The organism is Corynebacterium sp. HMSC05E07 (genome assembly GCF_001807225.1).
GTDB classification, from domain to species: domain Bacteria; phylum Actinomycetota; class Actinomycetes; order Mycobacteriales; family Mycobacteriaceae; genus Corynebacterium; species Corynebacterium singulare.
Genome location: NZ_KV788202.1, coordinates 175,302 through 188,554, shown reverse-complemented (window position 1 = coordinate 188,554; position 13,253 = coordinate 175,302). Strand labels below are relative to the sequence as shown.

Here is a 13,253-nt window from a genome sequence, read left to right as displayed (position 1 = left end):
CCATGCAAGAAGTTTTCAGCACTGTGATTGGTGCCATTAATAACAGCCTCTGGTCTTATGTCCTGCCGTGGCTGCTCATCGCTGCTGGCCTGTTCTTCGGCATCCGTACCGCCGTGGTGCAGGTGCGAATGCTTCCGGACATGTTCAAGGCGGTCGTCGAGAAGCCCAAAGGCGTCGGTGTGGATGCGGATGCTGACTATGGCGGTATCTCAGCCTTCAAAGCTTTTACGATTTCTGCGGCATCTCGTGTGGGCACCGGCAATGTGGCTGGTGTGGCTGTAGCCATTTCCGTGGGTGGCCCCGGTTCGGTGTTCTGGATGTGGCTCATCGCCATCCTCGGTGGCGCCACCGCGTTCGTGGAGTCCACCCTGGCGCAGCTGTGGAAGGTGCGTGAAGGTGATGCCTACCGCGGCGGCCCCGCTTATTACATGTCCCGTGGCCTGGGATGGACACCGCTGGCCACCATCTTCTCCGTGGCCATTGCCATTACCTTCGGCTGGTTCTACAACGCTTTCCAGACCAACGCCATCTCTGATTCCCTCGCAACTTCCTTTGGCCAGGACTCCACCGTCTTCAAAGCGGGTGTAGGTGTTGCCATCGTCCTCGTGTCAGGTGCCATCATCATTGGTGGTGTGCAGCGCATCGCCACCATGACCCAGTTTATTGTCCCGTTCATGGCGGGTGCGTACCTCATTGTTGGTTTCATCGTCGTGGCTCTGAACTATGACAAGGTTCCGGACATGATCGCCTCCATCATCGGCTCGGCCTTTGGCTTCCGTGAGGCCGCCGGCGCCACCTTGGGCTTGGCCATGCTTAAGGGTATTCAGCGAGGCTTGTTCTCCAACGAGGCCGGGGAGGGCTCGGCCCCGAATGCTGCCGCAACGGCCACCGTATCCCACCCCGTCAAGCAGGGTCTGGTTCAGACCCTCGGTGTCTACTTCGACACCCTCGTGGTTTGCTCCATCACGGCTTTCATCATCCTGTTGGGCACTGATTTCGAGACCTTTGGCTCGGATGCCATCGAGGGCGTGACGCTGACTCAGAACGCTCTGGCAGGAACAGTAGGCGAGTGGGGCATCCACTTCGTGACCTTCATTCTCTTCTTCCTCGCTTTCTCCTCCATTTTGGGCAACTATTACCTTGCCGAATCCAACGTGGAGTACCTCTCGGAAAAGAAGTGGGTGCTCTGGGGCTTCCGCATCATCGTGCTGGCGTTTGTTTTCTATGGCGCTGTCGCTCCGCTGGGCACCATCTTTGACCTTGCCGATACGGGCGCAGCCATCATGGTTCTTCTCAACATCTGCGCCATCGTTCCGCTCTCGGGCGTGGCAATCAAGCTGCTTAAGAACTATAACGAGCAGCGCCGCACGGGCGTTGACCCGGTATTTCACCGTGATATGCTGCCGGAATTGAAGGGCGTCGAATGCTGGGATGGTTCTGACCCGGTAACCCGCCGTAGCCTGGAAGACCGTCGCGAACTTCGCCACCAGCGCGACCTTGGTGACCACACGAACTTGAGGGAGTACTAAATGGCAGAGCAGCGCTTGACTGCATTCGTTCACGGCTCGGTCCAAGGCGTGGGCTTTCGCTGGTGGACGCGCTCCCGCGCCCTTGAGTTAGGCTTGGCCGGTCATGCAACGAATATGAAGGACGGCCGCGTCCAAGTGGTCGCTGAAGGCTCGCGCGCTGACTGCGAACGCCTGCTGGAGCTCCTGCGTGAAGAACCGTCCACCACCCGCCGCCCGGGCGTGGTCGACACCGTGGTGGAGCAGTGGGCTGAACCACGCGGCGAGACCGGGTTCATCGAGCGCTAAACTAGTCCGAATGCACCTCAAATCGCTCACGCTGAAAGGCTTTAAGTCCTTTGCGTCCGCGACGAACCTGAAGTTCGAGCCCGGCATTTGCGCCGTCGTGGGTCCGAACGGCTCCGGTAAGTCCAATGTCGTTGATGCCCTGGCCTGGGTCATGGGTGAGGGCAGCGCGAAAACCTTGCGTGGCGGCAAGATGCAGGACGTCATCTTCGCCGGAGCCGGCGACCGCAAGGCCTTAGGCCGCGCCGAGGTTACCCTCACCATCGATAACTCCGATGGAGCCTTGCCCATTGAATACTCGGAAGTATCCGTCACGCGCCGCATGTTCCGCGATGGTGCGAGCGAATATGAGATCAACGGCGCCAAAGCGCGCCTCATGGACATCCAGGAGCTGCTCTCCGATTCCGGTATCGGTCGTGAGATGCACATTATCGTCGGCCAGGGAAAGCTTGCGGAAATCCTGGAATCCCGCCCGGAAGATCGTCGCGCCTACATCGAAGAAGCAGCGGGTGTGCTCAAGCACCGCCGCCGTAAAGAAAAGGCACAGCGCAAGCTCACCGGTATGCAGGCAAACCTTGACCGCCTGCAGGATCTCACCGATGAGCTAGGTAAGCAGCTCAAACCGTTGGCGCGGCAGGCGGAGGCTGCGAAGCGAGCCGCTACGGTGCAGGCCGACCTTCGTGATGCCCGCCTGCGCCTAGCGGGTGACCGCGTGGTGCGCGTGCGCGCTACCTTCGAGGATGCCGAACGCCGCGCCGCGGTCCTGGCTGAGCAGGTCGAGGAGGTCACGGCTCAGCTCGAAGAAGCGACCGAGAACCAGCTCGAGATCGACGCCGAACTGGGGGATGTCTCTCCGCGTGCGGAGGCCGCCCAGAAATTGTGGTTCGATTTGTCGACTCTCTCCGAGCGCATCTCCGCCACGCAACGCATTGCCGCGGAGCGTGCCAGCAACGTGGGTGCGCAGGTGGCATATGCCGGCCAGGACCCGGATGAGCTGGAGGCGAAGGCTCAGGTCGCCGACGATACCCATGCTGAGCTCCTTGCCGCTGCGGAGGAGGCGGCGGAGCGCCTCGAATCGATTCGTGAAGAGGTGGCCGAGCGCCGTGAGGCCTTCGAAGAGGCTGATAAGGAACACATGGCGCAGTTGCGCGCCATCGCTGACCGCCGCGAGGGGGTTGTTCGCCTCATTGCTGCCGAAGAAAAAGTGGCAGGCCAAGTGTTGGCCGCGGAGGCGGAGCTAGGCCGTCAGGAAGAGACCCTGACCAGCACCAAGGCCCGCACGCGGGGCGCTCAAGCAGAAGCCGATGAGGTTGCTGACAAACTCAGTACCCTGGCGTCGGAGCGCGAGCCCCTCGAGGAAGCGCATGTGCGTGCGGCCAGCGAGTCCGATGCTGCGGATAAGCGCCTTGAGCAACTGCGTGATGCCCAGCGTGAGCGCGAGCGTGCCGTGTACTCGCTACGCGCCCGCATCGATACCCTCGGACAGACTACTCCTGAGGCGCTCGACTTGGGCGAGGGTTTCTCGCCGCTAGCGGATTTCATCTCCACACGGTACGAGACTGCCGTTGCTGCGGCCTTGGGATCTTTTGCTGAGGCGCAGGCGGGTGCGGTGAGCGAGGACATCGTGGCTAACGTGGCGGAGGCAAGCCGCACGCCGCTTGTCGACGTCTCCATGGCCGACCCCAGCACAAGCTGGCGCCTCGACGCGGATTTGCCGCAGGGGGCCGAGTGGTTGCTGGATCACCTGGTCCTCGTTCCGGAGGTGTCGACGGCGCTGACGCGTTTGCTGTCCGACGTCGTCCTCGTCAAGGACTTCGCCGCTGCCCGGGCCGTCGTTGCGGAGGATCCGCGTCTGCGTGCGGTGACGCCGGAAGGCCTGCTCGTGGGTGAGGGCTGGGTTGAAGCCGGCACTGGTAGCGCCTCAACCGTGGAGGTCAGCGCCCAGATTGCTGAGGCCGAGGCCCAGCTTGAGTCAGCGACCCATGAGCTTGAGGAACTCTCCGGAACCCTGGAAGGCGCGAAGCTCGCCGCAGACGATGCCCGCGTGGCCGCCGCCAGCGCCAAAGCGGCTCTGCGCGAGCACGACCATGAGGTGGAGGCCTGGAAGCGCGACCACCAGCGCCTGCTTAAACAATACGAAGCCAACAAGGCTGAGCACGAGAAAGCCGCAGCCCACGCCACCGACATCGAGATCCAGCTGGTGCGCCTACGCGAAGAGTTGGACGAGGCCCGCGACCGCCTCTCCCGCGTCGACGCCGATGAACAGGCCGACGAGCCCTCCTCCGTCGAGCGCGATGAGGCCTCACGTGCCCTTGAGCAGGTCAAGGCTATGGAGGTCGAGGCCCAACTGGCCGCCCGCAGTGCCGAGGAAAAGGTCGGCCAAGCGGCGGGTAGGGGAGAAGCACTGCGCCGCCAAGCGCAGCATGAGCGTCAAGCCAAAGCCCGCCATGATCAGGCGATGGCACGCCGCCAAGCGCAGGCCCGACTGGCGGGGGCTGTGGACAAGCACGCCCAAGACCTCGGCGCACGTGTCACCCATGCCTTGGAGCGTGCCGCGGAGGAACGTGATGAACTTGTGACCCAGCGTGGAGTACTGCAGGGCCGTGCCCAGACGGCGAAACAGGCGGTCTCTGCCACCCGCCAGCAGCTGGATCGGCTGACGGATTCCGCACACAACTCGGAGATTGCCCGCAGCCAGGCGCAGGTTCGTGTCGATGAGGCCGAAGCCAAGATCGTGGAGCAGCTCGGCATCGCGATTCCGGATCTTTTGAAGGATTACACCCCGGGCGAGGATTTCGACCGCTCGGAGGAAACGGCTCGTCTCAAACAAGCAGAGAAGGACCTCAACTCCTTGGGTAAAGTCAACCCCTTGGCACTGGAGGAGTACAAGGCGTTGGAGGAGCGCTATACCTTCCTGTCGACACAGCTTGATGATGTTATCCAAGCCCGCAAGGACCTCACCGGTGTCATCGAGGACGTTGACGCGCAGATTCTGCAGCTGTTTACTGACGCCTGGCATGACGTGGAAGCGGAGTTTCCCAAGGTTTTCCAGACTCTCTTCCCAGGTGGTGAGGGCCGCCTCATTCTTACGGAGCCCGATGACATGCTGGCCACCGGCATCGAGGTGGAGGCCCGCCCGCCAGGCAAGAAGGTCAAGCGTCTGACCTTGCTCTCGGGTGGTGAGAAGTCCTTGACCGCACTGGCCATGCTGGTGGCCATCTTCCGTGCGCGCCCCTCACCGTTCTATGTCATGGATGAGGTGGAGGCCGCGCTTGACGATGTCAACCTCCGCCGCCTCATCGCCCTCTTCGAAGAACTGCGCAAGGACTCGCAGCTCATCGTCATTACCCACCAGAAGCCGACAATGGATGTGGCGAACGTTCTTTATGGCGTCACCATGCGCGGCGACGGCGTCACGCGCGTCATTTCACAGCGCATGAGTCGCGCCGGTGAGGCTCCCGGCACGGCCCAGGCCGCTGAGGACGCCACGCGCCTGGGCGTTGATGCCCCGCGTTAACCTCGGTTTCCGGGCTCGTGGTGCCTGTCACGGGTAAGCCTGGCACTATAGAGGGCATGAATACTTACCTGTGGATTGCGTTAGCAGTCATCGTTCTAGTCCTGCTAGTCATCGTGCTCGTTGTGCTGGGCAAGAAGCGAGGCGAGTCGAAGAAGGTTTCTTTTGACAAGCCCGTTGAGGAGCCGAAGGAGCTTACTCAGCAGCAGAAGTCTGGAAATTACCAGGCCAAGTCTGGCTTTAACTTTGCCCCTGCCGGAGGCGGCGCTGCCAAGCAGCCTGCTACTGCCCCCAAGGCTAGCCAGCCGCAGAAGCCGGAGAAGCCGCAGAAACCGGAGCAGCGTGATGCTACGCAGCTGGCTAACGATCAGCTCACCGGTACCGAGAAGACCCCGAAGACCGCGCCTACCACGCCAGCTGAATCTGCTGCGCCGGTCGCCGCTGAGCCAACCACACCTGTAAAGCCAGCGGAGTCCGAGACTGCTCCGAAGTCGGAGCCTGCCAAGAAATCTGCGCCAGTGGCTGAGCCCACTGAGGAGGAGGACTCCACCGCGGGTGCTGTCGCTTCGGGTGCTGCAACCGCTGCGGCCGCAGGTGCCACGGCTCCGGGTGTCGTTGCCGCCGAGATGGAGGAGCGCGAAGCTAACGCGCCCGAGGCTGATGCCGAGGCAGACACGACCGCAGATGAGCCAGTACTTGACGAGCCTGTCGCAGAGTCCCCAGCTACGGAACCGGTCGTGGAGGAACCCCGCGAAGAGACTCCCGCTGCCGAGACCGCGGAGGAACCGGCTGTTCCGGCAGTCGAGGAAGCCGCAGTTGAGGAAGCTGCAGTAGAGGAAGAGCCGGCGGCTGAGGCAGACGCAGAGGCTGAAGAGGCAGCCGCAGCGGCGGAGGCCCAGGCGGCGTCGGCAAGCGCGGCGCTTGAGGCTGAGCCCGACGAGCTCGAGGTCTCCGAGGACGCCGAGGTAGTTCAGGCCCCGGCACAACCGCAGGACGACATTGCGCCGGCAGCTGGCCGTCTGGGCAAGTTGCGTGGCCGCCTCTCGCGTTCGCAGAACGCCATCGGCCAAGGTCTTATGGGAATTCTCTCCGCTGGTGACTTGGACGATGATGCCTGGGAGGACATCGAAGACACCCTCATCATGGCGGATCTGGGAACCAAGGCAACGATGCAGGTCACTGACTCCCTGCGCGAGAAGATTGCCGAGCGCGGTGTGAGCTCCGAGGACGAAGCACGCGCCATGCTGCGTGAAGCTCTCATCGAGGTCGGCCACCCGGAGATGGATCGCTCCATCAAGGCCATGCCGAACGAGGGCAAGCCGGCGGTCATCATGGTCGTCGGTGTTAACGGCACCGGTAAGACAACAACGACCGGCAAGTTGGCTCGTGTACTTGTGTCGATGGGCCACAACGTGCTGCTCGGCGCTGCCGATACTTTCCGTGCTGCCGCCGCAGACCAGCTGGAGACCTGGGGCCGCCGCGTAGGTGCCACTACCGTACGCGGCAAGGAAGGCGCAGACCCAGCCTCCGTCGCGTTCGATGCCGTGGCAGCTGGTGTGGACCAAGGTGTGGACGTAGTCCTCGTCGATACTGCTGGCCGTCTGCACACCTCCGTTGACCTCATGGACCAGCTGGGTAAGGTCAAGCGCGTCGTGGAGAAGAAGACCGAAGTCGATGAGGTTCTTCTCGTGCTCGACGCCACCGTGGGGCAGAACGGTCTGACCCAGGCGCGTATCTTCCGCGACGTCGTGGACATCACCGGCGTTGTCCTCACCAAGCTTGACGGAACCGCCAAGGGCGGCATTGTCTTCCAGGTTCAGGAAGAACTTGGTGTGCCGGTGAAGCTCGTGGGCCTCGGCGAGGGCGCCGACGACCTCGCCCCGTTCGAAATTGAGGGATTTGTTGACGCCCTGCTGGGCGAAAAATAGAAAAAGATTCAGGCGGATTTTCTGCCTAATCTATTCCTCTATCTCTTCAGTAACCGTAGTGCTTTCGTGCGGAGGTGCTACGGTCTTTTTTGATCATAAAGAATGTGCTTAGGGGGAGGTCACAATGGTAGTCTGGGACAGTCCTGTCTATGTGAGGCTGAATTAACAGCCCTAACAACGGTTCGTGAGGCTACTCTTTCGTGACACTCTTGTATGTCCTAATCCTCGCAGCTGTCGCAGTGGCGCTTGCACCAGTAGCTGTCAAAGTTGCTGATCGCGCAGCCGGCTACCCGTTAGCCGGCATTTTTATTATCGCAGCGGCACTGTTAGCGAGAGAATTTCCTGCCCTTGCCCGCGGCGAAGAACTGTCCTACTCCGTGACCTGGGTTCGCGATGTCGTCGCGCCTGGTGTTGACGTCAACCTCGCCTTCCGTGGCGATGCACTGGGTATTTTCTTCGCCATGCTGGCACTCGTCATTGGCGCGGTGGTGTTTAGCTATTCCGCAGCCTATCTGCCCAAAGGCAAAGGAAACGTCAGTTTCTACGTGCTGATGACGGCGTTCACGCTGTCTATCTTGCTGCTGGTGCTGGCTAACGACGTCGTCGTGCTCTTCCTTGCCTGGGAGCTTGTCTCGCTGGCGTCCTTCATGCTCATTGCGCGCAGCGGCAAATCGGGCGAGGCGGGTTCGCAGCGCACGCTGATTCTCACCTTTGTCGGTGGCCTGACGCTGCTGTCCGGTGTGGCTATTGCTGCAACGGCAGCGGGGACCACGAACCTTGAGGACATCCTCGCCTCGGATGTGTGGGCAGAGCGCCCTGGCCTGACCACTGGTGTGGCCGTGCTCATCGCGCTTTCGGCCTTCACCAAGTCGGCACAGTTCCCGTTCCATTTCTGGCTGCCCGAGGCCATGGCTGCGGCCACGCCGGTATCGGCCTTCCTGCATGCGGCGGCCGTCGTCAAGGCTGGTGTCTACCTGCTCATTCGCTTCTCTACCATCTTCCATGACGTGGCTGCCTGGAACTGGCTGCTCATCGTCGCCGGTATGGGAACCGCCGTCATGTCGGCTGTGTTCGCCGTACAGAAGACCGACCTCAAGAAGCTCACGGCGTATTCCACGGTGTCTCACCTGGGGTGGATTGTGGCCACTATTGGTGTGGGCACTCCCTTTGCCATTGCCGCGGCACTGGTTCACACCTTGGCGCACGCCCTGTTTAAGTCCTCCATCTTCATGCTCATCGGCGTGATTGATCACGAGGCTGGCTCCCGTGACATCCGCCGTCTTGGCGTGCTGTGGAACAAGATGCCATGGACCTTTGGCTCCATGCTCATTGGCGCTGCCTCCATGGCAGCGGTGCCGCCGCTCTTCGGCTTCGTGTCCAAGGAAGGTATGCTCACCGCCTTCGAGGACGCACCCATTGGATCGGTGGGCCAGATTGTCTTGCTGATTGTCGCCGGTATCGGTGCCTTCTTTACGTTCACCTACTCGGCCAAAATTGTCTTTGGTGCCTTCTTCGACGGTCCCCGTGACATGTCCACGACCCACGAGGCGCCGGTTCGCCTATGGTTGCCGGCGGCCTTGCCCGGTGTCATGTCCGTGCCTGTCGTTTTCTTCATGGGAGTTCTGGACGGCCCGCTCGATGACGTCGTTGCGGCCGTCAGCATGGAAGCACACACGCATCTGGCACTGTGGCACGGTCTGAACGTTCCTTTCGTGATTTCGGTTCTCGTGCTTATCGCCGGCATCGTAGGCGTTCTTTTCCGCAAGCCGCTGTGGACTGGGATGGAGGAGCGCGAGTTCCTGCCACGCACCGGTAACGATGTCCTCAAGTGGATTCAGGATGTGTGCACCAAGTTCGGTCGCTTTGTTGGCCGCATGTCTGACACACACAACCCGACGCTCTTCATCCTGCCGATCGTCTTCCTCATCATCTTGCTGACAGGCGCCACGCTGGTATCCGACGGCATCGACGGAGTAGCCCTTAACCCGCGCGTTGAGGGGCTTGATAATCCGTGGGATCTGCTCCCGCTGGGCATCGTCGCCCTGTCCATGTTTGGGCTGGTGCGTACGAAGAATCGCCTGACGGGTGCGGTCATGATTGGTACTGCCGGTACCGGTGTGACCCTGCAGATGTTCCTGCTGGGTGCTCCCGACGTCGCTTTGACCCAGTTCACGGTCGAAGCACTGTCCGTCATCGTCATGATGATGGTGCTCCGCTACCTGCCGGAGAAATTCCACCAAGTGTCCCACAAGGGCCGCCAGACGGGTGCCATCGTTATCTCGGTGCTGGCGGGTGCCGCGGCTTTCCTAGGCGTGTGGGCACTGATGGGCCGCCACGAGCGCTCCGACTTGGCCATGTGGTACCTCAACAACGCTCCGGACATTACTGGTGGCGACAACGTGGTGGCCACCATCATCGTTGAGTTCCGTGCACTCGATACGTTGGGTGAGCTGTCCGTGCTTGGTATGGCTGCCGTCGTTATCGCTGCGGTGACCTCGACGCTGCCGCGCTTCCCATTCACCTCGGGTACCCGCCCAGCACCGTTTGGCCAGTCACAGCTGAACTCCGTGCCGCTGCGCAAGGGCATCGCGGTGACCATTCCGATTCTGGTGGTCCTGTCGGTGATTGTTTTCTACCGCGGTCACCAGGCCACCGGTGGTGGCTTCCCGGCAGCTCTCATCATGGGTGCGGCAATCGGTCTGACGTACCTCTCCCGCGGTACGGATGAGATTGTCTTTGGTCGCATGACCCCGATTCATCTCACCGGCATCGGCATTATCGTTGCTCTGACGGCGGGCTTCATCGGCTACATCCCGACCTCCCACAACGATGGTGGCTTCCTTACCGCTATCCACGGCCACGCCCTGGGACAGCATTGGACCACCTCACTCATTTTCGACCTCGGTATTTACCTCGCTGTTCTGGGCATGCTCAGCATGGCCATCAACGCCTTGGGTGGCTACCTCCGCCCAGGTACCGAGCGCGACTACCTGCCGTGGGTCCACGATGATGATTCGGCGCTGCCGAACACGCCGCGCGTGGTGCTTGACGACGTCGACGATCCCTACCCCGAATCCATCAACCCGTCCTCCGACCCGGAGGCACTGCTGAACGACGCCCAGGCGCGCCAGCGTGTGTCCTCGCCTCACTTCACTCCGGATGAAGAGGAGAAGAATTCATGATCCTCGCACTGACCATCGCGCTGCTTATTGGCAGTGCCGTCTACCTCATTCAACAGCGCAGCCTTGTCCACATTGTGTTGGGCATGATGGCCTTTGGCCACGGCGCCAACCTCATGTTGTTGGCGACAGGTGTGTACTCCTACCGCGGGGAATCTTTCCCATCGCAGGTTCCGATGGACCAGATGGCAGATCCGCTTCCACAGGCTTTCGTCCTGACCGCGGTTGTTATTTCTATGGCGACCTCGACCATCCTGTTGACTTTGGCGGCCATGGGCGCCAATGACGACACGGACGTGGTCGAGCCAGTGGACGATAACACCATTGACCATGCCTTCTCCACGTTGGGCCGTGACACGCAGAATCGTGACATTCTGGAGCGCTCGGCTAACAAGATGGATCGTTTGAAGGAACTCGAACACGGGGAGGACAACTAGATGTATGACACTGTAAGCGCCCTCCTCCCGCTCTTCCCGGCGGTTCCCCTCGTATCGGCGGCGCTGGCGCTCCTTGCTCCGTGGCACCGCGTGCGTGATGCCATCATGCTCATCGTTCCGGGCGTGGGAATTTTCGCTTCCTTTGCGCTGCTGCTCTACACCATGAACAACGGCGTGGTGGCGCACAGCGTGGGTAACTACGTGGGCAACGCGGGTATCGCCTTCGCGGCAGATACCTTCTCGGCACTGATGCTCATCACGACGATGATCGTCGCCTTCGGGGCCAACTGGTTTGCCATCGTGGGTGGTGAGACCAAGTCTCGCTACTATCCGTCGCTGACGCTCATCTTGATTACCGGTGTGTGCGGCGCCCTGTTGACCGCTGATCTCTTTAACTTCTTCGTGTTCATTGAGGTCATGCTGCTGCCGTCCTATGGCCTTATCACCATGTCCGGAACGTGGTCGCGCTTGGCAGCAGGCCGCGCTTTCGTGCTGGTGAACCTGTTTGCGTCGACGCTGCTCGTCGTCGGTGTGGGCTACATCTATTCGGTGACGGGTGTAGTCAACCTTGGCGCGCTCAAGGGCGCGGCGGCTGGCAACGGCCCAGTGACCGTGGCGGCCGGCATCATTGTCATTGCTATTGCAGCCAAGGCTGGTGTCTTCCCCGTCCAGTCCTGGCTGCCACGCACCTACCCAGGCACGTCGGCTGCCGTCATGGGCCTCTTCTCCGGTCTGCACACCAAGGTGGCGGTGTACATGCTCTACCGCCTGTGGGTTCAGCTGTTCGATATGGATGAGCGCTGGGGCACCCTCATTATTGTGGTCATGATCATTTCGATGATTGTCGGCTCCTTCGGCGGTCTGGCAGAGAACTCCATCCGCCGTGTCCTGGGCTACCAGATGCTCAACGGCATGCCCTTCATTCTCGTGATGATGGCTTTCACCACGCACGACGCGCAGCGTGCCCTCGCCGCCGGTATTCTCTATACGATTCACCACATGCTGACGGTGGGTTCGCTCATCCTGGCCTCGGGTGCCATCGAGGAGACCTACGGCACGGGCCGTCTCAACAAGCTGTCCGGCTTGGCGCGGCGAGATCCCATCATCGCCTGGATTTTTGCCGCCGGTGCCTTCTCCGTTGTCGGATTCCCACCGTTCTCCGGCATGTGGGGCAAGGTTCTCATCGTGGCCGAGATTGCCCGCACTGGCGGGGGATGGGCATGGACCGTCATCGCGGTCATCATCATTGCGTCCTTCGCCGCATTCCTCGCCATGCTTCGCGTCTGGCGCCGTGTCTTCTGGGGCAAGGACCTGCCGAAGGAGAAAGTGCCCAAGGAGCTGGTTATCCGCAAGAAACTCATGGCGCCCTCGGCGGCCCTTATCCTGGGTTCGCTGACCATGTTCCTTCTGTCGGGTCCTCTCATCGAGGTCACCATGGGGGCTTCGGCGGACCTGCTGGACACGGAGGCCTATTCCCACGCAGTGCTGGGTGATGAACCCGTAGCCCTACCCGATATCGACTCCATCCAGGAGGGCCGTTAAATGAAGACCGCCGTGAACTCAGTAATTTACGCGTTCTGGTTGATCAAGGAAATCTTCGTGGCTGGCTTCTCGCTCGCCATGGAGTCCTTTAAACCAAAGAACAACTATCACCCCGTCGTCGTGCGCTATCCGCTGCGCGTGACGAGTGCCTGGGAGATCTTCTGGTTTACCTCCTCGATTACCGCCACGCCGGGGACCCTCTCCCTGGGACTCCGCGAGCCGGTCAGGGAAGGCCTGCCGCGCATCGTCCTTGTCCAAGCCGTGATGGGTGATGATCCCGCTAGCATCGTGGCGGACCTTGCCGATATGGAAGAGCGCCTTGCCCCACATGTGAAAGGCACTGACTATGGCGTGCCGGGACAAGGTCCCACGACGGAACTGGCTCCGACCTTCTACGAGTACACCCTCGATACCTTGGGCCGTCACATGCGTGCCCCGGACATTGCACAGACGGATGACACCCCGCTGGCCGCCGACGAGGTTGAAAAATATTCCGTGTGGCCGCTGCGCCACGCCGTGCCAACCAAGGCCCGAAAGGATGACAAGAAATGATTGATTTTGCCTCGTGGAGCGCCTTCAATTGGGTCGTCTTCGTGTGCGTTTTCATCATGGGAGCCTGCGTGTGCGCAGCCCTCGGGTTGGCGTTGCGTTCCCGCGATGAGCTCACACGCACCGTGATGAGCGATATGGTCTTTTACGGCATGATGTGCATGTACTTTGCCTGGGCCATGACGAACCACGCATCCATTGTGTACGACATCGCCATGTTGGCGGGCATCGCCGCCGGCGTGCTGCCAACGTTGTCGATGGCTCGCATCATTTCGAAGGGCAGGAGGTAGATC

At 61.2% G+C, this 13,253-nt stretch carries 9 protein-coding genes; all 9 read left to right on the top strand.

Going from position 1 to position 13,253, the window contains the following annotated elements; genetic code table 11:
- Positions 1–2: 2 nt before the first annotated feature.
- The gene (locus HMPREF3149_RS01075) at positions 3–1,529 is read left to right on the top strand and encodes an alanine/glycine:cation symporter family protein (RefSeq protein WP_070535870.1); all 1,527 of its coding nucleotides are present in this window, start codon (positions 3–5) and stop codon (positions 1,527–1,529) included.
- Entirely contained in the window at positions 1,530–1,814 is a 285-nt protein-coding gene (locus tag HMPREF3149_RS01070; protein ID WP_042531431.1) for an acylphosphatase, read from the top strand.
- Positions 1,815–1,824: 10 nt separating this feature from the next.
- The gene (smc, locus tag HMPREF3149_RS01065) at positions 1,825–5,328 is read left to right on the top strand and encodes a chromosome segregation protein SMC (protein ID WP_070535867.1); all 3,504 of its coding nucleotides are present in this window, start codon (positions 1,825–1,827) and stop codon (positions 5,326–5,328) included.
- Between the two features lie 56 nt (positions 5,329–5,384).
- The gene (gene ftsY, locus HMPREF3149_RS01060) at positions 5,385–7,253 is read left to right on the top strand and encodes a signal recognition particle-docking protein FtsY (RefSeq protein ID WP_070535864.1); all 1,869 of its coding nucleotides are present in this window, start codon (positions 5,385–5,387) and stop codon (positions 7,251–7,253) included.
- Between the two features lie 200 nt (positions 7,254–7,453).
- Entirely contained in the window at positions 7,454–10,435 is a 2,982-nt protein-coding gene (locus HMPREF3149_RS01055) for a DUF4040 family protein (RefSeq protein ID WP_070535861.1), read from the top strand.
- The gene (locus HMPREF3149_RS01050; RefSeq protein ID WP_042531423.1) at positions 10,432–10,869 is read left to right on the top strand and encodes a sodium:proton antiporter; all 438 of its coding nucleotides are present in this window, start codon (positions 10,432–10,434) and stop codon (positions 10,867–10,869) included. The genes HMPREF3149_RS01055 and HMPREF3149_RS01050 overlap by 4 nt, the downstream gene beginning before the upstream one ends.
- The gene (locus HMPREF3149_RS01045) at positions 10,870–12,411 is read left to right on the top strand and encodes a monovalent cation/H+ antiporter subunit D family protein (protein ID WP_070535858.1); all 1,542 of its coding nucleotides are present in this window, start codon (positions 10,870–10,872) and stop codon (positions 12,409–12,411) included.
- Positions 12,412–12,963, top strand: a complete 552-nt coding sequence (locus tag HMPREF3149_RS01040) for a monovalent cation/H+ antiporter subunit E (protein WP_042531419.1) — start codon at positions 12,412–12,414, stop codon at positions 12,961–12,963.
- On the top strand, positions 12,960–13,250 hold the full coding sequence (locus tag HMPREF3149_RS01035; protein ID WP_070535855.1) for a cation:proton antiporter: 291 nt from the start codon (positions 12,960–12,962) through the stop codon (positions 13,248–13,250). The genes HMPREF3149_RS01040 and HMPREF3149_RS01035 overlap by 4 nt, the downstream gene beginning before the upstream one ends.
- Positions 13,251–13,253 lie beyond the last annotated feature (3 nt).

Coding starts and splice junctions, on each gene's coding strand:
- ftsY (WP_070535864.1), top strand. CDS start 5,385: ATGAATACTTACCTGTGGATTGCGTTAGCAGTCATCGTTCTAGTCCTG.
- HMPREF3149_RS01050 (WP_042531423.1), top strand. CDS start 10,432: ATGATCCTCGCACTGACCATCGCGCTGCTTATTGGCAGTGCCGTCTAC.
- smc (WP_070535867.1), top strand. CDS start 1,825: ATGCACCTCAAATCGCTCACGCTGAAAGGCTTTAAGTCCTTTGCGTCC.
- HMPREF3149_RS01075 (WP_070535870.1), top strand. CDS start 3: ATGCAAGAAGTTTTCAGCACTGTGATTGGTGCCATTAATAACAGCCTC.
- HMPREF3149_RS01035 (WP_070535855.1), top strand. CDS start 12,960: ATGATTGATTTTGCCTCGTGGAGCGCCTTCAATTGGGTCGTCTTCGTG.
- HMPREF3149_RS01040 (WP_042531419.1), top strand. CDS start 12,412: ATGAAGACCGCCGTGAACTCAGTAATTTACGCGTTCTGGTTGATCAAG.
- HMPREF3149_RS01045 (WP_070535858.1), top strand. CDS start 10,870: ATGTATGACACTGTAAGCGCCCTCCTCCCGCTCTTCCCGGCGGTTCCC.
- HMPREF3149_RS01070 (WP_042531431.1), top strand. CDS start 1,530: ATGGCAGAGCAGCGCTTGACTGCATTCGTTCACGGCTCGGTCCAAGGC.